The 21,602-nt window shown below is 66.4% G+C and carries 21 protein-coding genes; 15 read left to right on the plus strand and 6 right to left on the minus strand.

Annotation, left to right across the window (positions count from 1 at the left end):
- Positions 1–109: 109 nt before the first annotated feature.
- Positions 110–535 carry a hypothetical protein gene (locus RSPPHO_RS07695; protein ID WP_014414707.1) on the plus strand — a complete coding sequence of 142 codons (426 nt, stop codon included), beginning with the start codon at positions 110–112 and terminating at the stop codon, positions 533–535.
- 21 nt (positions 536–556) lie between these two features.
- On the plus strand, positions 557–1,174 hold the full coding sequence (locus tag RSPPHO_RS07700; RefSeq protein ID WP_041794735.1) for a leucine-rich repeat domain-containing protein: 618 nt from the start codon (positions 557–559) through the stop codon (positions 1,172–1,174).
- A gap of 84 nt (positions 1,175–1,258) precedes the next feature.
- Here the strand turns inward: RSPPHO_RS07700 and mtnA are convergent, their stop codons facing one another.
- The 3 genes from mtnA to RSPPHO_RS07715 all read right to left on the minus strand — a co-directional run bounded on the left by mtnA (position 1,259) and on the right by RSPPHO_RS07715 (position 3,875).
- Positions 1,259–2,344 carry an S-methyl-5-thioribose-1-phosphate isomerase gene (mtnA, locus tag RSPPHO_RS07705; RefSeq protein ID WP_014414708.1) on the minus strand — a complete coding sequence of 362 codons (1,086 nt, stop codon included), beginning with the start codon at positions 2,342–2,344 and terminating at the stop codon, positions 1,259–1,261.
- A gap of 81 nt (positions 2,345–2,425) precedes the next feature.
- Positions 2,426–3,313, minus strand: coding sequence for an S-methyl-5'-thioadenosine phosphorylase (locus RSPPHO_RS07710; RefSeq protein ID WP_041796869.1), 888 nt, complete (start codon positions 3,311–3,313; stop codon positions 2,426–2,428).
- A 166-nt stretch (positions 3,314–3,479) separates the two neighbouring features.
- Entirely contained in the window at positions 3,480–3,875 is a 396-nt protein-coding gene (locus tag RSPPHO_RS07715; RefSeq protein ID WP_041794736.1) for an ArsR/SmtB family transcription factor, read from the minus strand.
- Positions 3,876–4,053: 178 nt separating this feature from the next.
- Here RSPPHO_RS07715 and RSPPHO_RS07720 point away from each other — a divergent pair, with 178 nt between their 5' ends.
- From RSPPHO_RS07720 to RSPPHO_RS07740, 5 genes are all read left to right on the plus strand, one after another.
- On the plus strand, positions 4,054–4,983 hold the full coding sequence (locus RSPPHO_RS07720; RefSeq protein ID WP_014414711.1) for a histone deacetylase family protein: 930 nt from the start codon (positions 4,054–4,056) through the stop codon (positions 4,981–4,983).
- Between the two features lie 144 nt (positions 4,984–5,127).
- The gene (locus RSPPHO_RS07725) at positions 5,128–5,403 is read left to right on the plus strand and encodes an exodeoxyribonuclease VII small subunit (protein WP_014414712.1); all 276 of its coding nucleotides are present in this window, start codon (positions 5,128–5,130) and stop codon (positions 5,401–5,403) included.
- Between the two features lie 35 nt (positions 5,404–5,438).
- Positions 5,439–6,359, plus strand: a complete 921-nt coding sequence (locus RSPPHO_RS07730) for a polyprenyl synthetase family protein (protein WP_041794737.1) — start codon at positions 5,439–5,441, stop codon at positions 6,357–6,359.
- A 62-nt stretch (positions 6,360–6,421) separates the two neighbouring features.
- A complete protein-coding gene (gene dxs, locus RSPPHO_RS07735) occupies positions 6,422–8,344 on the plus strand; it encodes a 1-deoxy-D-xylulose-5-phosphate synthase (RefSeq protein WP_014414714.1) in 1,923 nt (640 codons plus the stop codon).
- Positions 8,345–8,348: 4 nt separating this feature from the next.
- The gene (locus RSPPHO_RS07740; RefSeq protein WP_041794738.1) at positions 8,349–9,089 is read left to right on the plus strand and encodes a TlyA family RNA methyltransferase; all 741 of its coding nucleotides are present in this window, start codon (positions 8,349–8,351) and stop codon (positions 9,087–9,089) included.
- 80 nt (positions 9,090–9,169) lie between these two features.
- Here the strand turns inward: RSPPHO_RS07740 and RSPPHO_RS07745 are convergent, their stop codons facing one another.
- Together RSPPHO_RS07745 and RSPPHO_RS07750 are read right to left on the minus strand one after the other, a co-directional pair.
- On the minus strand, positions 9,170–9,553 hold the full coding sequence (locus RSPPHO_RS07745; protein ID WP_014414716.1) for a response regulator: 384 nt from the start codon (positions 9,551–9,553) through the stop codon (positions 9,170–9,172).
- On the minus strand, positions 9,550–12,141 hold the full coding sequence (locus RSPPHO_RS07750; RefSeq protein WP_242390602.1) for an ATP-binding protein: 2,592 nt from the start codon (positions 12,139–12,141) through the stop codon (positions 9,550–9,552). Before RSPPHO_RS07750 ends, RSPPHO_RS07745 begins: the two co-directional genes overlap by 4 nt.
- 306 nt (positions 12,142–12,447) lie before the next feature.
- Here RSPPHO_RS07750 and RSPPHO_RS07755 point away from each other — a divergent pair, with 306 nt between their 5' ends.
- The 8 genes from RSPPHO_RS07755 (at position 12,448) to RSPPHO_RS07790 (ending at position 20,983) form a co-directional block, all read left to right on the plus strand.
- Positions 12,448–14,571 carry a diguanylate cyclase domain-containing protein gene (locus RSPPHO_RS07755; protein WP_014414718.1) on the plus strand — a complete coding sequence of 708 codons (2,124 nt, stop codon included), beginning with the start codon at positions 12,448–12,450 and terminating at the stop codon, positions 14,569–14,571.
- A 156-nt stretch (positions 14,572–14,727) separates the two neighbouring features.
- Entirely contained in the window at positions 14,728–15,792 is a 1,065-nt protein-coding gene (gene fba / locus RSPPHO_RS07760; RefSeq protein WP_041794740.1) for a class II fructose-bisphosphate aldolase, read from the plus strand.
- 207 nt (positions 15,793–15,999) lie between these two features.
- The gene (locus RSPPHO_RS07765; RefSeq protein ID WP_242390604.1) at positions 16,000–17,142 is read left to right on the plus strand and encodes a phosphoribosyltransferase domain-containing protein; all 1,143 of its coding nucleotides are present in this window, start codon (positions 16,000–16,002) and stop codon (positions 17,140–17,142) included.
- Positions 17,139–17,624, plus strand: a complete 486-nt coding sequence (locus tag RSPPHO_RS17715; protein WP_051013753.1) for an HAD family hydrolase — start codon at positions 17,139–17,141, stop codon at positions 17,622–17,624. Before RSPPHO_RS07765 ends, RSPPHO_RS17715 begins: the two co-directional genes overlap by 4 nt.
- Before the next feature lie 113 nt (positions 17,625–17,737).
- Positions 17,738–18,757 (plus strand): TAXI family TRAP transporter solute-binding subunit, encoded by a 1,020-nt coding sequence (locus RSPPHO_RS07775; RefSeq protein ID WP_041794742.1) that lies wholly within the window; start codon positions 17,738–17,740, stop codon positions 18,755–18,757.
- Positions 18,758–18,794: 37 nt separating this feature from the next.
- Positions 18,795–19,223 carry a universal stress protein gene (locus RSPPHO_RS07780; protein WP_014414722.1) on the plus strand — a complete coding sequence of 143 codons (429 nt, stop codon included), beginning with the start codon at positions 18,795–18,797 and terminating at the stop codon, positions 19,221–19,223.
- 117 nt (positions 19,224–19,340) lie between these two features.
- Positions 19,341–20,474 carry a SpbR family protein gene (gene spbR, locus RSPPHO_RS07785; protein ID WP_014414723.1) on the plus strand — a complete coding sequence of 378 codons (1,134 nt, stop codon included), beginning with the start codon at positions 19,341–19,343 and terminating at the stop codon, positions 20,472–20,474.
- Between the two features lie 122 nt (positions 20,475–20,596).
- The gene (locus RSPPHO_RS07790; RefSeq protein WP_051013754.1) at positions 20,597–20,983 is read left to right on the plus strand and encodes a hypothetical protein; all 387 of its coding nucleotides are present in this window, start codon (positions 20,597–20,599) and stop codon (positions 20,981–20,983) included.
- A gap of 186 nt (positions 20,984–21,169) precedes the next feature.
- Here the strand turns inward: RSPPHO_RS07790 and RSPPHO_RS07795 are convergent, their stop codons facing one another.
- Positions 21,170–21,574, minus strand: a complete 405-nt coding sequence (locus RSPPHO_RS07795) for a F0F1 ATP synthase subunit epsilon (RefSeq protein ID WP_014414725.1) — start codon at positions 21,572–21,574, stop codon at positions 21,170–21,172.
- Positions 21,575–21,602: the final 28 nt, after the last annotated feature.

The following is a 21,602-nucleotide window of genomic DNA, read 5'->3' on the forward strand; positions in this document are numbered from 1 at the left end:
CGGAAAGCTCCCCCCGTTTCCTCCGTCGGAGGATTTGACCGGTCTGGAAAAATGCGGAATGCTCTTTGAAGTGTCTTAACCGGCTGGCGATGCCAGGAAAGGGGCGTGGATGGCGGAGTTCAGCGATGGGCGGATCCGGCATTTGGCCATGATCCAGGAGGTGATTGCCCGGATGGCCGGGGAAAGCGCGCGGATGAAGCAATTCGCGCTCACCGCGATCGGCGTGTTGGCCTCGACCTGCGTGGCCACCCGCTCCGCCCCGCTGGCCGGGGTCGCTGGGGTGCTGACGGTGATCTTCTGGCTGCTCGATGCCCAATATCTCCGGCAAGAACGCTGGTTTCGCGCCCTCTACGATCAGGTTCGTCTCGCCGAGGGACCCACCGATTTCCTGATGACCCCGAACGCGGAAATCCGCAGACGCCACACGCTGCTCGACGGTTTGTTCGGCTGGTCGGTCGCGCCCCTCTATGGCGCCTTGCTGACAATCGCGGTTCTGCTCGCCCGTTTCGTTGGGTCGGCGCCCGGAACGTCGTAACGCCGCGAGGACGGTTTCACCATGACCGGCACGGATGAGGGCAGAATGCGGGCGGAAGACGCCTTCCGCGAGGCGGAGGAGCGAATCGCGGCCTGGACCCCCGGTCGCCCCCTCGACTTGGCGATTGAGGGACTGGAGCGGATTCCCGACAGCATCGGAGGTCTGTCCAAGCTGACAGACCTTTGGTTTACGGGATGGGATGAGACGAGAAGAATTACCGTGGGGGGGCGCGGGGTGTCCGACCTTGGTCCGCTGGCCGGTCTCACCGCTCTCCAGAGCCTCGACTGCAGCTGGACTTTGGTGTCCGACCTTGGTCCGCTCGCCGGTCTCACTGCTCTCCAGAGCCTCGACTGCGGCTGGACTTTGGTGTCCGACCTTGGTCCGCTCGCTGGGCTCACCGCTCTCCAGCGCCTCGACTGCGACCGGACTTTGGTGTCCGACCTTGGTCCGCTCGCCGATCTCACCGCTCTCCAGCGCCTCGACTGCAACCTGGATTTTGGTGTCCGACCTTGGTCCGCTCGCTGGGCTCACCGCTCTCCAGAGCCTCAGCTGCGGCGGGACTTCGGTGTCCGACCTTGGTCCGCTCGCTGGGCTCACCGCTCTCCAGAGCCTCAGCTGCGGCGGGACTTCGGTGTCTGACCTTAGTCCGCTCGCCGGTCTCACCGCTCTCCAGCGCCTCGCCTGCGACCAGAGCCTCCCCCAGACCCCTCTGTCCCCTAAAGGTCAGGCGTACAGGCCGCGCAGGCCCTCGGCACTGGCGGGACAGACGCCGCGCTCGGTAATCAGGCCGGTAATCAGGCGGGCCGGGGTCACGTCAAAAGCCGGATTGGCGGCCGGCGAGCCCTTGGGCGTCACCGTAACCCACGTCAAGGCGCCGTCCTCGGTTCGGCCCCACAAGCGCGTCACCTCGGCTTGGGAGCGTTCCTCAATGGGAATCTCCTTCACGCCGTCGTTGACCGTCCAGTCAATGGTCGGCCCGGGCAGGGCCACATAGAACGGCACGTTGTTGTCGTGGGCGGCCAGGGCCTTCAGGTAGGTGCCGATCTTGTTGCAGACGTCGCCCTGGGCCGTGGTGCGGTCGGTGCCGACGATCACCATATCGACCTGACCGTGCTGCATGTAATGACCGCCGGCATTATCGACGATCACGGTATGCGGCACGCCATGGCTGTTGAGTTCCCAGGCGGTGAGGCTGGCGCCCTGGTTGCGCGGCCGCGTCTCGTCCACCCACACATGGATCGGCAGCCCGGCGTCGTGCGCCTTGTAGATCGGGGCAAGGGCCGTGCCCCAGTCCACGGTGGCCAACCACCCGGCATTGCAATGGGTCAGGATGTTGAAGGTCCCCGTGCCCCCCTTGGTGGCATACAGGCTGCGGATGACCTCCAGGCCGTTGGAGCCAATCGCCTCGTTGAGAGCCACGTCCTCGTCACAAATCGCGGCCGCGTGGGCCCGCGCCGCCGCCGGACGCTCGGCCGGGCTCAGGGGAGCCAGACGCGCCTTCATGGTGTCCAGCGCCCAGCGCAGGTTGATCGCCGTGGGGCGGGTCGCCACCAGCACGGCATAGGCCCGCTCCAGGCCGGTATCGCTGGCGTCCTCGGCCATGGCCAGGGCGACGCCCCAAGCCGCCGTGGCCCCAATCAGGGGAGCGCCGCGCACCAGCATGGCCGAGATGGCATGGGCTGCCGCCTCCATTGAGGTCAGGCGCAGGGTTTCAAAAGCATGGGGCAGGCGCGTCTGGTCAATAATGCCCACCGCCCGACCGTCGTCCTCGGGCCAAATGGTGCGCCAAGCGGTTCCGTTAACCCGCATGGGGGATTCCTTCGCTAAAATTGGTCAGCCAATCGGAGCGCCGGCCCGACACCCCTGTCGCGCCGGCCCTCCAAGACGCCCTCAGGCCCCAAGCACGCGCCCGGCCACCGCCGAAAGCGCCTTGACCAACGCCGGGTCGCGCTGGCTCGGATGAGTGATGAGGGCGTTGTCCAGTGACCGGTGGCTGCCATCGGGCAGCGGGTAGGGACGATCCTTGAGGCGATCCGGCATAGCCTTGACCAGGGCCCGCGCCTTGTCGGCATTGTCGAGCAGCACCTTGACGATGGCGTCCACGGTCACGTGGTCGTGGTCGGGGTGCCAGCAATCGAAGTCAGTGACCATCGCCACGGTGCAGTAGGCGATCTCGGCCTCGCGCGCCAGCTTGGCCTCGGGCATGTTGGTCATGCCGATGACGTGGCAGCCCCACTGACGATACAGGTTGGACTCAGCCAGGGTCGAGAACTGCGGGCCTTCCATGGCGAGGTAGGTCCCACCGCGCTTGAAGGGAATGTCCAACTCGGCCAGGGCGTTCTCAACCCGATCGCCCAGCCAGGCGCTGACCGGATGGGCCATGCCAACGTGGGCCACCAACCCCTTGGTAAAGAAGCTCTTCTCGCGATCAAAGGTGCGGTCGATAAACTGATCGACGATCACAAAGGTGCCGGGCGGCAGGCTCTCGTGCAAGGAGCCCACGGCCGAAACCGACAAGATCTCGGTCACGCCTTTGCGCTTCAGGGCGTCGATGTTGGCGCGGTAGTTGATGCCCGACGGCGGCAAGGGATGCCCCCGACCGTGGCGCGGCAGGAACACCATGTCGAGCCCATCGAGGGTCCCGCACAGAAGCTGGTCGGAGGGCGCCCCAAAGGAGCTCTCCACGGTCTCCCAACGGGCGTTTTCCAACCCGTCGATGTCGTAAACCCCGGAGCCCCCGATCACGCCCAGCACCGGCTTCACATAGTCGTCGGCCATGTCCACACGTCCCTCTTTGGCAGGAATGGAATGGCCGGCACCTTACCCGGGGCGTGCGCGCGTGAAAAGGAGGAGCACAAGAATCGAGGGGTCTGGGGAGACCGCGCCTCCCCGGCCTTAAAAAGAGAAGACTGGGGAGGCGCGGCCTCCCCAGACCCCTCGATTCCTAGGCGCCGAAAGAGGGGTGGGCCACCTCGGTCTCGCGACCGGTCTTGCTGTCGATGAGGGCGGCGCGGGTGCCGTCGCCGCAATAAAGGTCGTGCAGGGCCTGCAAAACGGCTCGGGCCTCGGGACCGCGCAAAGAGTAATAAATGGTCTGGGCTTCACGCCGGGTCTGGACCAACTCGTCGCGTCTCAGGCGCGCCAAATGCTGCGACAAAGCCGATTGGGAGAGGCCAATGATCCCCTCCAGCTTGCCAACACTCATCTCGCCGCGCAGAAGTTGACAGAGAATCAGGAGCCGATGCTCGTTGCACATCGCCTTCAGTAACGCGCTGCCCCGACGGGCATTGCTGCGAAAGTGCTCGATATCCAGCGAAAACTCTTGATCCTGCGCGTTCATGAGCGTCTTTCCTGCCAAACAGTTCACGCTAGCGGACAGACCTGTCCCAGGGCAAGCTAAACATAAGATCATATTCCCCCAAACCAAGCGCACCCCTTGCGCGAAGGGCGGGTAAGCTGAAATAAAAGAAGGCAGGTCAGACGCCCAAGACCCAAAAACGAATGCCCGGGAGGCCTCCATGTCCACACTGCTGGTGTCGCACCATGCCTGTATCGATCACGATCCAGGGGCGTTCCACCCCGAGAGCCCGCAAAGGTTGCGAGCGATCCAGCGGGCCCTGGAAGGCGAGGACTTCATGCTCCTGGACCGGGTGGAGGCGCCCCACGTCACCCGCGACCAGCTTCAGCGCGTCCATCCCCTCTCGCACATCGACGCCATTTTGGACGCGGTGCCGCGCGAAGGCCATCACCACATTGATGCGGATACCCTGATTTCACCAGAGTCGGGCGAAGCTGCCTTGCGCGCCGCCGGCGGCGTGATTTTGGCGGTGGACGAAGTGATGCGCAAAGCCGCCCGCAACGCCTTTGTGGCAATCCGTCCGCCCGGCCACCATGCCGAACTGCACACGGCCATGGGCTTTTGCCTGTTCAACAACATTGCCGTCGGCGCTTTCCACGCCCGCGCCCAGTGGGGAGTGGAGCGGATCGCTGTTGTGGACTGGGATGTGCACCACGGCAACGGCACCCAGCACATTTTTTGGGATGACCCCAACTTGTTTTTTGCCTCTACCCATGAGGCCAACGCCTTCCCCTACACCGGCAAGGTCGAGGAGACCGGATCGGCCAACAACATCGTCAACTGCCCCCTGCCCGCCGGCTCGGGCGGCGATGCCTTTCGCGCCGCCTGCACCGAGCGCCTGCTGCCGGCCCTGGAGGCCTTTCGTCCCGAGTTGATCTTGATCTCCGCCGGGTTCGATGCCCACACCATGGATCCCATGGCCGACCTTAACTTCAAGGTCGCCGATTTCGCCTGGGCCACCAAGCAGATCATGGACATTGCCGAGCGCACCTGCGAGAGCCGGGTCATTTCGGTGTTGGAGGGGGGGTACGACCTCACCGCGTTGGCGTCGTGTGTGGCGGTGCATGTGCGGGCTTTGATGGAGCACTGAGAAAAAGAACAAAGAGAAGGCTGGGGAGGCGAGCCTCCCCAGCCCCCTCCAGTCAGGGGGCTTGGTTTCGTCCCGAACGGCGCCAGTTGCCGGGCGGGCGGGCAGGCGCTACAATCMCGCCCTTTCCACCAGCCTCGGGGCCGCATGTCCACCACCGCCACTTCCTCCCCTGCCCGCCCGCCAGTCCCCCCCGACCTCGGCTCCCTGTCGTTTGAGCAGGCCCTGGCCGAACTGGAAACCATCGTGCGGGACCTGGAACAAGGGTCCGTCGAGCTGGATAAAGCCGTCGGCGCCTACGAGCGCGGGGTCGCCCTGCGCCGCCACTGCGAGGCGCGTCTCAACGAAGCGCGCATGACCGTCGAACGCATTGCCGCCGGCCCGGACGGCGAGCCCGTTGCCCGCCCCTTCGACGCCGGGTGACACGCCCTGACCGCCGAGCGCCAACGCCTTTTTTTATGACAAGGGAAGCAAGGACCGTGAGCCGCTTGAAGGATACCATGGCCGCCGAGGCCAAGGCCGTGAACGAGCACCTGGACAGCCTGATGCCCACCAGCGGCGACCCCGAGGACCGGGTCGTCGCGGCCATGCGCTACGCCAGCCTCGACGGCGGCAAGCGCCTGCGCCCCTTCCTGGTCCTCCAGTCGGCCCAGCTTTTCACGGTCGGGCGCTCCTGCGCCCTCAACGTGGCCGCCGCCATTGAGATGGTGCATTGCTATTCCCTGGTCCACGACGACCTGCCGGCCATGGACAACGACGACCTGCGCCGGGGCCGCCCCACCACCCACCGCGCCTACGACGAAGCCACCGCCATCCTGGCCGGTGACGCCCTGCTGACCAAGGCCTTCGAGGTCCTGGCCCTCACCGGCACCCACGCCGATCCCCAGGTGCGCGCCGACCTCGTGCTGGAACTGGCCCTGGCCTCGGGCGCGCGCGGCATGGTCGGCGGCCAGATGATCGACCTGATGGCCGAGCGCGGCCTCTTGAACGGCGTTCAGGACGTGGCCGCCATCACCCGCATGCACACCATGAAGACCGGCCGCCTCATCAGCTTCTCCTGCGTCGCCGGCGCGATCCTGGGCAAGGCACCGCGCCCGCTGCGTCAGGCCCTGGCCGCTTATGCCCATGACCTTGGCCTTGCCTTCCAGATTGCCGATGACCTCCTGGATGTCGAGGGCGACACCCAGACCCTGGGCAAGACCGCCGGAAAGGATCAGGCGGCCGGCAAGTCCACCTTTGTTTCCCTCCTGGGGCTAGACCGCGCCCGCGATCAGGCCCAGGCTCTCGCCCGTCAGGCGGTGGGCCATCTCGACGTGTTCGACGAGAAAGCCGACCTTCTGCGCGACGTTGCGCGTTTCGTGGTCGAGCGCGAGAGCTGAGAATCCCCTGTGTCGCGCCCGGTCCCCTTCCCCCTCTCGCATGCTTCCAGGAGTCCCACCCCGTGAGCACCACGCCCGAAACGCCGCTGTTGGATACCCTCCGGGATCCGGCGGACATCCGGAGACTGACGACGGCACAACTGGAGCAATTGGCGCACGAAGTTCGCGCCGAGATGATCGACATCGTCTCCCACACCGGGGGGCATCTTAGCGCCGGCCTCGGCGTGGTCGAGTTGACCGTCGCCCTGCACCACGTGTTCAACACCCCCGAGGACCGGCTGATCTGGGACGTGGGCCATCAGAGCTACCCCCACAAGATCGTCACCGGACGGCGCGAGCGCATGCGCTCTTTGCGCCAGGGCGGCGGCATCTCGGGTTTTACCCTGCGCGAGGAGAGCCCCTACGACCCCTTCGGCGCCGGCCACTCCTCGACCTCCATTTCGGCCGGTCTCGGCATGGCCGCCGCCGCCGAGTTGTTGGGCGATGACCGCCTTGTCATCGCCGTGATCGGCGACGGTTCCATGAGCGCCGGCATGGCCTACGAGGCCATGAACAACGCCGGCGCCATGAAGTCGCGCCTCATCGTCATCCTCAACGATAACGACATGTCGATCGCGCCGCCGGTCGGCGCCATGAGCGCCTATCTGTCGCGCCTGCTCAGTTCCAACAGCTGGCTGTCGATCCGCGATCTCGCCAAGGAGGTGGCCTCCCACCTGCCGCCGCCCCTGGAGCGCACCGCCCGTCGCGCCGAGGAGTATGCCCGCTCGATCATGACCGGCGGCAACACCTTGTTCGAGGAACTGGGCTTCTATTACGTCGGCCCGATCGACGGCCACCGCATGGACCACCTCGTGCCCGTGCTGCGCAACGTCCGCGACGGCCGCCGCGACGGCCCTGTGCTGATCCATGTCGTGACCCGCAAGGGCAAGGGCTACGCCCCGGCCGAGGCGGCCCCCGACAAGTATCACGGCGTCTCGCGCTTCAACATTGTGACCGGCGTTCAAGACAAGGGCAAGCCGCAGGCGCCTTCGTACACCAACGTCTTCGGCAAGTCGCTGCTGACGGAGGCCATCCGCGACCCGCGGATTGTCGCCATCACCGCCGCCATGCCCTCGGGCACCGGCCTCGACAAGTTCGCCGAGACCTTCCCTGACCGCACCTACGACGTGGGCATCGCCGAACAGCACGCCGTCACCTTCGCGGCCGGCCTCGCCTGCGAGGGCCTGCGGCCATTCGTGGCCATGTACTCCACCTTCTTGCAACGCGCCTTTGACCAAGTGGTCCACGACGTCGCCTTGCAGAACCTGCCCGTGCGGATCGCCGTGGATCGGGCTGGCTTCGTTGGCGCCGACGGCGCCACCCATGGCGGCGTCTTCGACATGGCCTTCTTAGGTTGCATCCCCAATCTGGTGATCATGTGCGCCGCCGACGAGGCCGAACTGGCTCGCATGGTCGCCACCGCCGCCCTGTATGACGACGGCCCCACCGTGCTGCGCTACCCGCGCGGCGAAGGCGTTGGCGTCGAGATCCCCGACGCCCCCGAGCCCCTGGCCATCGGCAAGGGCCGCGTGGTGCGCGAGGGCAAGGGCGTCGCCCTACTCTCCATCGGCACCCGCCTGCACGACTGCCTTGCCGCCGCCGAGCAATTGGCCGCCCGGGGCCTGTCGCCCACCGTCGCCGATGCCCGCTTCGCCAAACCCCTGGACTGGGACTTGATCGAGGGTCTGGCCCGCACCCATGAGGTCCTGGTCCTCGTCGAGGAAGGCTCGATCGGCGGCTTCGGCTCCCTGGTCGTCACCGGCCTCGCCAACCGAGGCCTGCTCGACAACGGCCTTAAAACCCGCATCTTGTGTATCCCGGATCGCTTCTTCGAGCACGACACCCCGGAAGCCCAGTGCGCCAAGGCCGGCATCGACGCCTCGGCTATCCTCGACACCGTGCTCGCCGCCCTCGGGCGCGACCTCAGTGCCGAGGCCCGGGCCTGAGACCATGGCGCGCACCCGCCTGGATCAGGCCCTCGTGGACCGGGGGTTGGTCGAAAGCCGCTCCCGGGCCCAGGCCCTGATCCTGGCTGGCCTCGTCTTTAGTGGCGAAAAGCGCCTCGACAAGGCCGGCCAGCCCGTCACCGACGAGACCCCCCTCACCGTGCGCGGCCAGGATCACCCCTGGGTGTCGCGTGGCGGCCTCAAGCTGGCCGGCGGCTTGTCTCACTTCGGCCTCGACGTCACGGGCCGCGTCGGCCTGGACGTCGGCGCCTCCACCGGCGGCTTCACCGATGTCTTGCTGACCCACGGCGCCGCCCGGGTTTACGCCGTGGATGTCGGCTACGGCCAACTGGCCCACCGCCTGCGCGAAGATCCCCGGGTGGTGGTGCTCGAACGCTTCAATGCCCGCTACCTCTCGGCCGAGCAGGTTCCCGAGCCGGTGGACGCCATCGTCTGCGATGCCAGCTTCATCGGCCTGCGCACCGTGCTCCCTGCCGCCCTGGCCCTCGCCGCCCCGGAGGCCATCCTGGTCGCCCTCATCAAGCCCCAGTTCGAGGTCGGCCGGGGCAACGTCGGCAAAGGCGGCGTGGTCCGCGACCCGGCCCTTCACGCCGAAGTCTGCGACACCATCACCACATGGCTCGCCGCCCTCCCCGGCTGGACCGTTCTTGGCGTCACCCCCAGCCCGATCACTGGCCCCGATGGCAACGTCGAGTTCCTGATCGCCGGCCGCTACGCGCCCTAAAGGCCCGAGCGTGGGTAAGGCTCCTCGGAAAAAGGAAGGCTGGGGGGCCCCGCCTCCCCAGCCTTCCTTTTTTCTCTCCCCTACCCACGCCGGGCCAGCGCCTGGAGCTTCTCAGTCAGTTCCTGGGGAGTGAAGGGCTTGTAGAGAATATCGAGGGCGCCATACATCTCGGTCATTTTGAGACTGAGGGCGGCGGGGGCCATGCCGCCCCCGGAAACGGCGAGGACGCGCAGATCGGGGCGGGCTTCGAGGGCGGATTTGATGAAGGCGATGCCGTCGATCTTGGGCATCCAGACGTCGGAAACCACGAGATCGACGGATTTTTCGCTGAGAACCTGCATCCCCTCCTCGCCGTCGCCGGCCTCGATGACCGTCCACCCCAGGTCCTCGGCGCCAAAACGGACGGCCTTGCGAATCTCGGTATCATCGTCGATGACCAGAAGCGACAGGGGGGACGGCATCATCGGGGTTCCGTTTGCTGGGCATTGGTGACGGGCAGCGAGATCCAGAACGTTGTACCCAATCCGGGGGCACTTTCAACCCCAATGGTCCCGCCCCAGGCTTCGACGAGGCCGTGGACGACGGCGAGTCCCATGCCGGTGCCGCGTCCTTCGGGCTTGGTGGTAAAGAAGGGGTCGAAGATACGGTTGCGGGTATCGAGGTCCATGCCGGGGCCTTCGTCGCGCACGGTGATACGCACTCGGCGCACTTCGGCCTGGGTGCGCAGGGCGACGGTAGCGCGCCCTCGGCTTTCCATGGCGTCGTTAGCGTTGGCGAGGAGGTTGAACATCACCTGGGACAGTTCGGTAACGTTGGCGAGAACCTGGGCCTGGGTGGGTTCGATGTCGGTGACGACGCGCAGGTGGGGCATGCCTTTGCGGGCGAACTCGACGGCTTTGCCGAGTTCGCGGGCGATGTCGATGGGCTGGCGGCGTGAGGGGGTCTGGCGGGCGAAGGCGAGGATAGCGCGAACGATTTCGCGGGCGCGCAGGCCGCTTTCCTCAATATCGGCGAGAGCGGACTGAACGAAGGCGGTATCGTCGATCCGTTTGCCGGCATAGTAGGACATGGTCAGCATGGGCTGAAGGACGTTGTTGATTTCGTGGGCGATGCCGCTGGCCATGCGCCCCAGGGCTTCCAGGCGCTGGGCGCGCAGGCGTTCTTCTTGCAGGGCCTTGAGTTGGGTGACGTTAGTGCCGGTTCCTCGGAAGCCGAGCACGGCGCCGCTGGCATCGAGAACGGGAACGCCGGAGAGACGGACCCACCACTGGCCGCGCCCTGGAATCTGCAACAAGGCGGTCAGGCCGTGGAAGGCGTGGCCCTGGCTGAGGGCGACATCGATATCGCCGACTTCGCTTTCGTCGCCGGCGTCGTCGCCCGAGCCGAGGAGTTCGGTGAAACGCTGGCCGATCAGTTCCTCGGCGCGCAGGTCGCCCAGTCCTTTGAGGAGTTCGGAGACGCTGGTCACGGTGCCGTGTGGGTCGGTTTCCCAGAACCAGTCGGAGGAACACTCGGCGAGGTGACGCAGGCGCTGGCGGCTTTCTTCCAGGGCATCGACGGCTTGACGCCGGCGCAACTCGCCCAGACGCTCGGCCAGGAAGAGCTGCAAGGTCTCGGCGGCCTCGCGATCGAGGGGGGAGAAGGACAGGCTGCGCCCGCGCACTTCCTGGTGCCACACCCCGAAGGCGGGTAGGAGGGGATCGTCGCTGTCGGGGCTGTCGTCGGCGACGGGGGGGGCTTGGTCCTGGGGATGGCCGACCCAATCGAGGATGCGCACGGTTTCGGGGCGGCCGAGCAGCAGGAAGTCCTTGTCGGCGTCTTCCGAGAGGGGGAGGAACACGATGCCGGTGTAGTCGGCGGCCAGGGGGTCGGGGATGCGCAAGGAGGCGGGGCGCTGATCGCTGACCAGGAGTTTTTGGCCGGGACCGACCTCCACGGGGGCGCCATCAAGGGGGCCGCTCACGGTTCCCTGGCGGCCATCGAGAGCCACGACGGCGGCGTTAGCCTGGAACAGGCCTTCGATCTCGCCGAGAACGCGGGTCAGGGCCTCGGCCATGCCGGCGCGCTGGGCGAGTTGGCCTGAGACGGCCTCGACCACGGCGGCGACCCGGGCGCGGGCGCGGGCGCGGCTGCGATTTTCCAGGCGAAAGATCTGCTGGGCCACGGTTTCGGCGAAGACCTGACAGGCACCAAGGACGGCCAGCGACAGGGACAGGGGCTGGGCGTGGTGGCAGGCAATGAGGCCCCACAAACTGCCTTCGACCATCAAGGCGACGCTGAGGGCGGCGCGGACGTCCAAGGCGTCGAGATAGCGGCGCTGGCGGGCACTGATGCCGCGCAAGGTGCAGTACGTCATGTCAAGGGCGGGGCCGCCGGGGGGACTGCCCAACACATCGACCGGACGGTAGGCGACGTCGGGTACGAGGCGCACCGGGTTGCAGGTGAACAGGGCCCGGGCCGAGGGCTTGAGGTTGCCCGAGGGGAAGCGCTGGCCAAGATAGGACGGCAAGGAGCCGCGCCGGGCCTCGGCGACAACCTCGCTGTCCCAGGTTTCGGTAAAGCGATGGACGGTGACGCGCTCATAGCCGGTGAGATCGGCCAAGGTGTCGGCGGCGCGGGCACACAGGGCTTCGATGCTGTCGGCGCGCGCCGCGTGACCGATGGCCGAGGGCAAGGGCCCCAGACCACCCTCGCCGCGCCCCCAGGCCGGGGTGGGCCAAAGCTCAATGACGAGCCCCTGATCGCCAAGATGAACGAGGGCCTCGAAGGACTGACCCGATCGCCCGCGCACGGCAAAGGGATCGATCAGGGGGGGGCTATCGGGCCGCTGGGCGTGGGCACGGCAGCGGGCGGCGGATGCGTCGTCAAGGACGGTATCGAGTGACGCACCGAGCACGGTGCGCCCAGGCCCCCCGGCGACGAGCCCGATGGCGGCGGAGGCACGCACGACCACATCCTCGAGCGGATCGACGACCAGCAGATGGCCATGGGGCTGGATGGTTCCCGGCAGGGGAAGCAAATCGCGATCGCACCTCGACAACAGGACGTCCACCAGCCTCTCCCGCCTCGTCACCCTTTCTCGCGAGGGCACGCATACTTCCATGAGTAGCCGCCATTCGCGCCTGTTTTTCAACCAAAAAGAAGACTTCCCCCAGGGAAGAAGGAGGGGAAGGAGGCAAAAAGGAAGAGGGAACTGAAGCCCATGGGGGGAGATCGGCCTTGGCCGCGCCAGCCGTCGCAAACGCCCCCGGCCCCGTGATGCTTTGACCCGGGAGGTGCGGAATTTTTCTCGGGAAACGCCCGGCTTCTGCTATCGTTCGCCGAAGAGGAAGGCGGAGGAAACCGCCGGAGGCGGGGAATGGAAGCACACTTGGAAAGCAAGGCCAGCAGTGCGCGGATCCAGAGCGGGCTTGACGGCCCGGTTCTGGAAGATTTTGCCGCGATGAGCCAGAACCTGATGGGCATATGCCGCGAGGGTCGCCTGGAAGACATCAACCCCGCGGGGCAACGCCTTCTGGCCGGCCCAGGCGGCGATCCCGATGCTGTCGTGGGACAGGCCCTGTGGGACTTTCTGGCCCCCGAATATCAGGCGGTGATTGATCCCGGGCTGCGCGTTCTGCTCGACGAGACCGAGGGTCTTCCGGTGCGCGTGCAGCGCCGCGACGGCAGCCGCAGCAGTCTGGTTTTGCATGTCCGGGAAAGCGCCGGCCCGGACGGAGCCCCGATTTTGGTCGTCCTTGGACGGGATATCGAGACGCCGGTACGGATTTTCCGCACCATGGTGGAGGCACGACGCCGCCTGTCCAGTATTCTCGACCAGTCCCTGGCCCTGATCTGTCTGGCTTCGGGGGGGCATGTGGTTTTCATGAACCGGGCGGGTCTTGAGCTTCTGGAGGCGGGAGCAGGGACGACCCCCCTGGGCTTGGCGGTGGCAACCCTAGCCGCCCCCGATTACCAGCCTTTGTTCGACTCTGGCCTTGACCTGCTGGCGCGGGAAGTGGGGCAGGTTCCCGTGCGACTGATGACCCTGACGGGCCGCGTCTTGGATGCCGAAGTCCGCGTTACCCGGCTGGGCGACCATGACGATTACATGATCGAGGCGCGGGACATCACCGCACGCAAGCGGGCCCTGGAGCGAGTCCGCGAGCGCGAGGCCCGACTGTCGGCCATCCTGGCCCACGTGGGCGAGGGCATTTTCACGGTGGGCCGCGACGGGCGCATTGATGCCTTCAACCTTGCCGCCGAACGCTTATTCCAGGTTGACGCGGCCCGGGTGATGGGCACGGCTCCCGACACCGTCATCCCCGGCTTTTCGGCCTGGGCAAGCACCCTGGACGCTCAAGGAAACCTGGGACGCACGGGCGAGCACACCGGGCGGCGCGGCGATGGCAGCGGCTTCCCCGTGTTCGTGACGGTCAGTGCCTTATCCCAGGGGGGCGGCCCCTTGCTGATCGTCAGTGTGCGCGATATCTCGCAGCGCCGGGCCATGGAGCAGGAGGAAGAGCGGGCCAAGGCTGATCTGCGCCTCGCCGGCGCCTTACTCGACACCACGAGCGAGGGCGTGGCGGTGTGCAATGCCGAGGGCACGGTGGTGATGGTCAATCCGGCCTTCGCCACCCTTACGGGCCATTGTACCGAGGCCCTGGTGGGAGCCCCGGGACCGGCGGTGCTGTCGTGTCCGCCCGAACAGAACGAGGCCCTCGGCCGCGCGTTCAGCGAGCGCCGGGCATGGTGCGCCGAAGTCTGGCACACTCGCCCCGATGGTGCCCGGCTGGCTTTGCGCCTGGGACTGACCCCCCTCGCCGCCGAGGCCGACGCGCCGGGGCTGGCCTTGACGCTCACCGATGTGACCCGGCTCAAGGAGGACGAGGAGCGCCTGTTGCACCAAGCGACCCACGACGGCTTGACCGGTCTGGTCAACCGCGTCTTGTTCCGGGACCGGCTGCAAAAGGCGGTAGCGATCGCCATGCGCTCGGGCTGGATCATGGCCCTGATGATCGTCGATCTTGATGATTTCCGCTTGGTCAACGAAACGCGCGGCCATGATGCCGGCGACCTCGTGTTGCTGGAACTGGCCCGGCGGCTGATGGCCTGTGCCCGCGACTCCGACACGGTGGCCCGGCTCGATGGCGACGAGTTTGCCCTGTTGCTCAACGACCTGGGCAGTCTTGACGATGCCCGGCACGTGGTGGCGCGGGTGCACGAGACCCTGAGCCGGCCGGTGCTGTTGGGCTCGGGCCCCCTCACGGTAACCGCCTCGATCGGCGTGGCCTTGGTGCCGGTGCATGCCCTGGAGGCTCCCCCTCTTCTTGGCCGGGCCGGCCGGGCCTTGGAGGACGCCAAGGCGGCGGGGAAAAACACATGGCGTTTCCCCAAGGGCGACACCGATGGCCCGCGCGCGCCAACCCTTGGGGGCTTGTTCGACGACAGCCTGGACCCGGAGGTCTTCGCCGGCGGCGATGACCCGGCCGCGTCCTTCTGACGATCGCCTCTTGCGTGTCCCGGCGGACAAACCCACATGCCGGGCACGGTTTCAGGGCGGTCGTCTTGAAGACGTGGCTTGATTCCGCGGCCCGTCTCCTGGACAAAGCCCCTCGGGGCTTCTGCCCCCCCCCGGTTCATCCAAGGAGACGTCCCGATGGCCTTGATTTCCCTGCGCCAGCTTCTCGACCACGCCGCCGAGTATGAGTACGGCATGCCTGCGTTCAACGTGAACAACATGGAGCAGGTCCTGTCGATCATGAACGCGGCCAAGAAGACCGACAGCCCGGTCATTCTCCAGGCCAGCCGCGGCGCTCGCTCCTATGCCGGCGATATCATGATCAAACACATGATCCAGGCGGTGGCGGAGATGTATCCCGACATCCCCGTGTGCATGCACCAAGACCATGGCAACTCGCTGGGCACCTGCTTGTCGGCCATCAGCGCCAACTTCACCTCGGTGATGATGGACGGCTCCTTGGAAACCGACGCCAAGACCCCGGCAACCTATGAGTACAACTGTACCGTGACCGGCAAGGTGGCGGAATGCGCCCACTTGGTGGGCGTGTCGGTGGAAGGAGAACTGGGCTGCCTGGGCTCGCTGGAGACCGGCGCCGGCGAAAAGGAGGACGGCCACGGCTTCGAGGGCACGCTCGATCACTCCCAGCTCCTGACCGACCCGGATCAGGCGGCCGACTTCGTGGCGCGCACCCAGGTGGACGCCTTGGCGGTGGCCATTGGCACCAGCCACGGCGCCTACAAGTTCACCCGCAAGCCCACCGGCGACATTCTGGCCATGAACGTGGTCAAGGCGATTCATGCCCGCCTGCCCGGCACCCACTTGGTGATGCACGGCTCCTCGAGCGTGCCGCAGGAGCTCCAGGACATCATCAACCAGTACGGCGGTGAGATGCCCCAGACCTTCGGCGTGCCGGTCGAGGAAATCGTCGAGGGCATCAAGCACGGCGTGCGCAAGGTGAACATCGACACCGATTGCCGCATGGCCATCACCGGGGCGATCCGCAAGGTCTTTGCCGAGAACAAGGCCGAGTTCGACCCGCGTAAGTACCTGAAGCCCTCAATGGACGCCATGGAGAAGGTGTGCCGCGAGCGTTACGAGCAGTTCGGAGCGGTCGGCATGGCGAGCAAGATCAAGCCGGTGCCGTTGGCCGAGATGGCCAAGCGCTATGCCTCGGGCAGCCTCGCCCCCAAGGTCCAGTAAGGCCAAAGGCCGGGGACCCACGAAACGAGGGGTCTGGGGAGGCGCGCCTCCCCGGCCTTTTTCTTGTCTCATCCCCAAAGACTTGGGGGAAGACATCGGGCGAACGCCCGTTTTTTTCTGGGGCGATGCCCCAGGCCCCCTTTTTTCTTTTCCCATAGAGACACGCCATCGGCTCACCCTTTGGGCAGGAACAACACAGAGGTGGACGTGAACCACGCCATCCCCCTGGCGCATGGGGTTCTGGAAGTCGCCGTCACCCGGGCCTCCCTCCCCTTGGAGGCCTTGTGCGGGTTTGCCAGCCGGCGCAACCCTCGCCGCCCCTTCTTGTTTGTGAGCCGGGTGTTGGGCCGTCATGTGCCCACCGATCCCCGGGTCATGGCCGAGACCGAAGCCGCCCTGGCGGCGCTCCTTGACCCCGCTGTGCCGGGGCCTGTCACGTTTCTGGCCATGGCCGAAACGGCGGTCGGCCTGGGCGAAGGCGTGTTTAGTGCGTGGCTGACCACCAGCGGCCGCACGGATGCCCTGTTCTTGCCCTCCACCCGCTACCGCCTGTCGGCGCCGGTGTTGCTGACCTTTGAGGAGCGCCACAGCCACGCCATTGACCACCTCCTTTACCAGCCGGCCCGGGTGGCGGATCGGGCGGTGCTGGCGGCTACCCAAACTCTGGTGTTGATCGACGACGAGGCCTCGACGGGCGCGACCTTCGCCGCGCTGGTCGAAGCCTGCCGCCCGCACATGCCGGCGCTGGCCCGGGTGGTGGTCGTCACCCTGACCGACTGGCGAAGCCCCGAGGCCCGCGACCGGCTGCGCGACACCTTGGCCCCCATCGAGGTGTCGGCGATCTCGTTGCTGGAGGGACGCTTCTCCTTCACCCCCAACGGTGCCCCACCGCCAGCCCTGCCCAATGTGGTGGGGACGGGCTGCTTGAAGGACCACCTTCTGGGGACGGGCGGGGCGCGTCTGGGCTTGCGCCGGCCGCGTCGGCTGCCCGCCGCCCTTGTGGCCGAAACGGCACGGCCGGGGGAGAGGATTTTGGTGCTGGGCACCGGCGAGTTCGTTTATCCCCCTTCCTTGCTGGCCCGGCATTTGGCCGCGCAAGGAGCGAGGGTCGATTTTCAAGCCACAACGCGCTCGCCCATTCTGGTGGGGCCGACCCTCCCCAGCGTGCGTGAGTTTCCCGACGCCTACGAAGACCAAATCCCGAATTATCTCTATGGCGTGCAGCCCGAGGCCTACGACCGGATCCTGGTTGGCTATGAGACGCCCCCCCACACGGCCCAGGCGTCCTTGCTCGCGGATCTGAAGGCCCGCGCCCTGCACTTCCCCCCCCTGGAGGACGACGGGCCATGAAGCGCCTGATCCTGGTCGATCTGGACGACACCTTGTTCCAGACTCGACGCAAGAACCCCGGGGCCACCCGGGTCGCCGCCCTCGACGCGACCGGAGCCCCGCGCTCCTTCCAAAGCGACTCCCAGGCCGCGTTGTGGGCTTGGCTGCACGAGGGGGCGCGGGTGATCCCGGTCACCGGCCGCGCCGTCAGTGCCCTGCGGCGGGTGCGCCTGCCCCTGGGCCCCGAAGCCGTCTGCTCGTTTGGCGGCGTGATCCTGGGCCCCGACGGCACCCCCGATCCCGCATGGCACGCCGCCCTGGCCCCGGCGGCGGCCGAGCACGCCCCCCGCCTGGAGGCCCTGGCGGCCGAGCTGCCCCCGCTTGCCGCCCAGCACAACGCCAAGATACGCCACAGATCCTTGAGATTCATCGCTGACTCCGGTGTCGGTCAAACAGGGGAAAGCCTTCGGGCGCGGAGGGTACAAGGCCCAGGCAACGGGTGAAAGCCGGAAAGTCCCTTCGCCTCTTGAGAAAACTCTTCCTTCCCCCGACATGGACCCCACCCCCCTCTGACCGAGCCCCCGGGGGGCCGCCCGGCGCCGACGAAAGAGAGAAAATGCCCCCACGTTTATCGCGTTATGCGCACACTCTCCCCGCCGCCCTGGGCCTGTTGGCTGCCCTAATAAGCGTCGGGGCCTGGGCTGCCCCGCCCCCGCCCCCGCCACGTCCGTTTTCGGGGGCCTCTTTGGCGAGCATCGCCACGGGGTCGGTGACGGGGGCTTACTTTCCCGTGGGGGGAGCCATCTGCCGCTTGGTGAATCTGGCGCGGGCGACCCATGGCCTTCACTGCTTGGTCGCCCCGAGCGGGGGCTCGCTGGACAACCTGGAGGCTATGCGGGCCGGCGAGGTTGGTTTTGCCATTGTCCAGTCAGACTGGCAGTATCTGGCCCATGAGGGAGCGCCGCCCCTGACGGAACGCGGAGCGTTTGAGACCCTGCGCGCGGTGTTCAGCCTGCATGCCGAGCCGGTGGCAATTGTGGTCCGAGGGGGCGTGTCGGCGGAGCGATTCGAGGATCTGAAGGGGAAACGTCTCGCCCTGGGGCCGGCGGGCTCGCCGGGACGGCTGGCGGCCGAGGCCTTGCTGGCGGCCCGCGGGCGAACGCTGGAGGGATTTAGCCCGGCGGACATCCAGGATCAACCGCCCGACCCCCAGACCCTGTGTGACAACAAGGCCGACGCGGTTCTTCTGACCGTGGCCCATCCCAATGGGGCCCTCAAGGACGCCATGGGGCGGTGTGTACTCCGCCTCCTCCCCGTGGAGGAGGAGACCGTGCGCGCGCTCACGCAGCGCCAACCGTTCCTGGGAGCGGCCAGCATTCCCGGGGGCCTGTACCCTGGGGCGAAGGCCGAGGTGCCCACCTTGGGCCTGCGTGCAACCTTGGTCACCACCAGCGCCACCCCGGACACGGTGGTATACGCCTTGGTGAAAGCCGTGTTTGATAACTTTGACGATTTCCGTCAGTTGCATCCTGTCCTGGCGCCCCTGCGGCGCGAAGAGATGGTGGCGGTGGGCCTTACCGCCCCTTTGCACCCCGGCGCCCAAACCTATTACAAGGAGGCGGGCCTGATCCGCTGAGTTTCCCCCTGCTCTCCCCCGGTCAAGGAGCGTTTGCATGTACAGCCATATTTTGGTCCCGGTCGATCTCGACACGCCCAGCGACTGGACTGTGACCTTGCCCCGCGCGGTGTCCCTGGCGCGCTTGACGGGAGCGCGGTTGCATATCCTGACCGTCGTATCGTCCTTTGGGTCGAGCGTGGTGGGAGAGTTTTTTCCCGGTGCCATGGAACGCAACGTCGCAAACACCCTTTTGGCGACCTTAAAGCAGCGCACCGACACCGCCGTGCCTGAAGACATTCCGGTCCAGAATATGGTGGTGGAAGGTCAGGGAGACGAGGCGGTGTTGCGCATGGCCGAGCAGGTCAAAGCGGATCTTATCGTGATTGGCGGCAAGGGGACGGATCTAGGTCGCCTGTTACCCGGGCCACGCGCGGCCCGGGTTGTCCGTCGTGCCTCGTGTTCCGTTCTGGTCGTGCGGGAATAAAAGGCTTTTTCTCGCCCTGCTCTGGCCCGCCTTCGTTGCGTCGGCAGGGCATTTGGCGGTATGTATTCAGGAGGGGCTACCGTATTTCACCGATGAACCGCCAATGGTGACCCACATATGGCCGAGAGCAGACTCACCGCCGACGACGTCAATCGTCTTCTAACCGATCCGTCTGGGATCAATCGGGCCCACACCGCCGAAAAGCTCGCCCGACAGTTTGAAGGCGAGAGCTTGTCTCCGGCCGAACGAATGATGGCGGAGGAAATTTTCCGCCTCTTCGCCCGCGATGTCGAGGTCCAGGTGCGCAAGGCCCTGTCCTCGAACCTCAAGGAAACTCCGCTGCTACCCCACGATCTGGCCTGCACCTTGGCTGGCGATGTCGATGAGGTAGCCTTGCCCATTCTCGAATATTCCACTGTGCTCAGTGACCAGGACCTTCTAGAGATTGTGCGCTCGCATACGGATTCCAAGATGGAAGCCATTGCTCGGCGCAAGGAAGTCTCGGAGGAGCTGTCCGAGGTTCTGGTGCAGGTGGGGGGCGAGTCGGTGGTCGCCACCTTGGTGGCCAATGCCGGCGCCCGGGTCAATGATGCCTCCTTGGAAAAAGCGGTTGAACGATTCGGCTCTTCGGAGCGCGTCGCCAAACCCCTGATCGATCGGCCGCGCCTCCCCGCCACCGTCGCGGAAAAGTTGGTGGACAAGGTTTCGGAGAACATGCGCGCCGCCCTCGTGTCGCGTCACGATCTCGATCCCAATTTGGCCGCCAACATCATCCTGGCCGGCCGGGAAAAAGCCACCCTCTCCTACTCCATCGACAGCAGCGAGGAAGAGGTTGAGCGGCTGGTGCAGCAACTGGCCGAGCGCAAGCGCCTGACGCCCTCGATCATCGTACGCGCCCTATGCATGGGGGATATCAAGTTCTTTGAGTACTCCCTGGCCCAGCGCTCGGGGATCCCTGTGGTCAATGCCCGCATGTTGATCCACGATAGCGGCAACCTGGGTTTCCAGGGCATTTATCGTCGGGCCGGTCTGCCCGACAAATTTTTCCCCGCCATGCTGGCCGCCGTGACCGTCGCTGGGGAAACGGAGTACGATGGCCGGGAAAACGATCGGGCCCGCTACGCGCGCCGCATGATCGAACGCATCTTGACCCAGTATGGCGATCTTGGGGTGTCGTTTGAAAACGATGACCTGGATTACCTGTTGGCCAAGATGGACCAGCTTCCCTCAGACATTGAAAACCTCGAATGATCCGTGAACGTCGTGAACCCACCTTTGGCTCTTCTGGAACGGCCCGGGACACTGGGTCGTCCCGGTCGGTCGCAGGAGGGGAGTCCTTGGATAACACCGCTGCCCCGCGGAGCCCCGGTCGGATGAGTGCCACCCTCGACTGCCGGACCGCCACCCAGTTTACCCGCTTGATGACCACGGAGTTGGAGGATCAGACCCGCTCCGCTCTGGAGCGCTTCGTGGGCGATATTGGCGCCGACGAAGTCATGGACATGGCGCGCCATCTGGCCCTGCTGCGCGCCCGCTATCTGGCCCAGACCCTGGCGGTCTGCACCAACCGTCAGCCCMCGTCCCGCGAGGACACGGAGGAACTGAAGGGCTTGCGCGAGCAGATCGAGGAGTTGGAGCACGCCTTTCAGGCGGTGCGCGATGCCATTGCGGCCGAACAGGTCGCGGTTCGGGAGATCACCGGGTCACCGTCGTCGGTGCGGGCCCGTGACCCCATGCTGCGCCAGCGTCCCCTGCCGTAAAAAGAAGGCCAGGGAGGCTCGCCTCCCCAGCCCCCTCATTCCGTTAAGACCGCCGCAGCGCAAAGGCCGCCCTGATCAAACGCAGGGCGGCCTTTACTATCGCGCGCGGCAGAAGATAGAACACGGCCACCAAGGCGGCCATTACCAACTCTGCGGCGTTCATCCCAGGAGGAACCGGCGCGGGGATTACCCGCGCGCGGCCTCGGCCAAGGCCTGGGCGAGGAAGCGGGCACGCTCGGCGGCGCGCTTTTCATCCTCGGTACGGGCCTCTTTGACCAGGTCATCGGCGGCCTGAAGCCGCTCTTGCACCGCAGCGGGGGTCAGGTCGGCCAGATCAATGGCCTCATCGGCAAGGATGGTGCAGCGCTCGGCCGTCACCTCGGCGAACCCGCCGGCGATGAACAGACGGCGCGTGACCTTGCCCCCGTTGTGGATGCTGATGACCCCGGGGCGAACGGTGGAAAGCATCGGGGCGTGACGCGGCATGGCGCCAAAGTCGCCCTCCGTGCCCGGCACGACGGCCATTTCCACCGGCTCGGACAGCAAAAGCCGTCCGGGCGACACCAGTTCAAACTCCGTGGTTTCGGCCATGAAAGGCGCCTCCCGCTCCGGTCGTTAA

The sequence above is a fragment of the Pararhodospirillum photometricum DSM 122 genome, assembly GCF_000284415.1.
Taxonomy (GTDB): Bacteria; Pseudomonadota; Alphaproteobacteria; order Rhodospirillales; family Rhodospirillaceae; genus Pararhodospirillum; species Pararhodospirillum photometricum.

Coding starts and splice junctions, on each gene's coding strand:
- RSPPHO_RS07795 (WP_014414725.1), bottom strand. CDS start 21,574: ATGGCCGAAACCACGGAGTTTGAACTGGTGTCGCCCGGACGGCTTTTG.
- RSPPHO_RS07700 (WP_041794735.1), top strand. CDS start 557: ATGACCGGCACGGATGAGGGCAGAATGCGGGCGGAAGACGCCTTCCGC.
- fba (WP_041794740.1), top strand. CDS start 14,728: ATGGCCTTGATTTCCCTGCGCCAGCTTCTCGACCACGCCGCCGAGTAT.
- RSPPHO_RS07730 (WP_041794737.1), top strand. CDS start 5,439: ATGACAAGGGAAGCAAGGACCGTGAGCCGCTTGAAGGATACCATGGCC.
- RSPPHO_RS07780 (WP_014414722.1), top strand. CDS start 18,795: ATGTACAGCCATATTTTGGTCCCGGTCGATCTCGACACGCCCAGCGAC.
- RSPPHO_RS07745 (WP_014414716.1), bottom strand. CDS start 9,553: ATGATGCCGTCCCCCCTGTCGCTTCTGGTCATCGACGATGATACCGAG.
- RSPPHO_RS17715 (WP_051013753.1), top strand. CDS start 17,139: ATGAAGCGCCTGATCCTGGTCGATCTGGACGACACCTTGTTCCAGACT.
- RSPPHO_RS07775 (WP_041794742.1), top strand. CDS start 17,738: ATGCCCCCACGTTTATCGCGTTATGCGCACACTCTCCCCGCCGCCCTG.
- mtnA (WP_014414708.1), bottom strand. CDS start 2,344: ATGCGGGTTAACGGAACCGCTTGGCGCACCATTTGGCCCGAGGACGAC.
- spbR (WP_014414723.1), top strand. CDS start 19,341: ATGGCCGAGAGCAGACTCACCGCCGACGACGTCAATCGTCTTCTAACC.
- RSPPHO_RS07725 (WP_014414712.1), top strand. CDS start 5,128: ATGTCCACCACCGCCACTTCCTCCCCTGCCCGCCCGCCAGTCCCCCCC.
- RSPPHO_RS07740 (WP_041794738.1), top strand. CDS start 8,349: ATGGCGCGCACCCGCCTGGATCAGGCCCTCGTGGACCGGGGGTTGGTC.
- RSPPHO_RS07710 (WP_041796869.1), bottom strand. CDS start 3,313: ATGGCCGACGACTATGTGAAGCCGGTGCTGGGCGTGATCGGGGGCTCC.
- RSPPHO_RS07755 (WP_014414718.1), top strand. CDS start 12,448: ATGGAAGCACACTTGGAAAGCAAGGCCAGCAGTGCGCGGATCCAGAGC.
- RSPPHO_RS07695 (WP_014414707.1), top strand. CDS start 110: ATGGCGGAGTTCAGCGATGGGCGGATCCGGCATTTGGCCATGATCCAG.
- RSPPHO_RS07720 (WP_014414711.1), top strand. CDS start 4,054: ATGTCCACACTGCTGGTGTCGCACCATGCCTGTATCGATCACGATCCA.
- RSPPHO_RS07715 (WP_041794736.1), bottom strand. CDS start 3,875: ATGAACGCGCAGGATCAAGAGTTTTCGCTGGATATCGAGCACTTTCGC.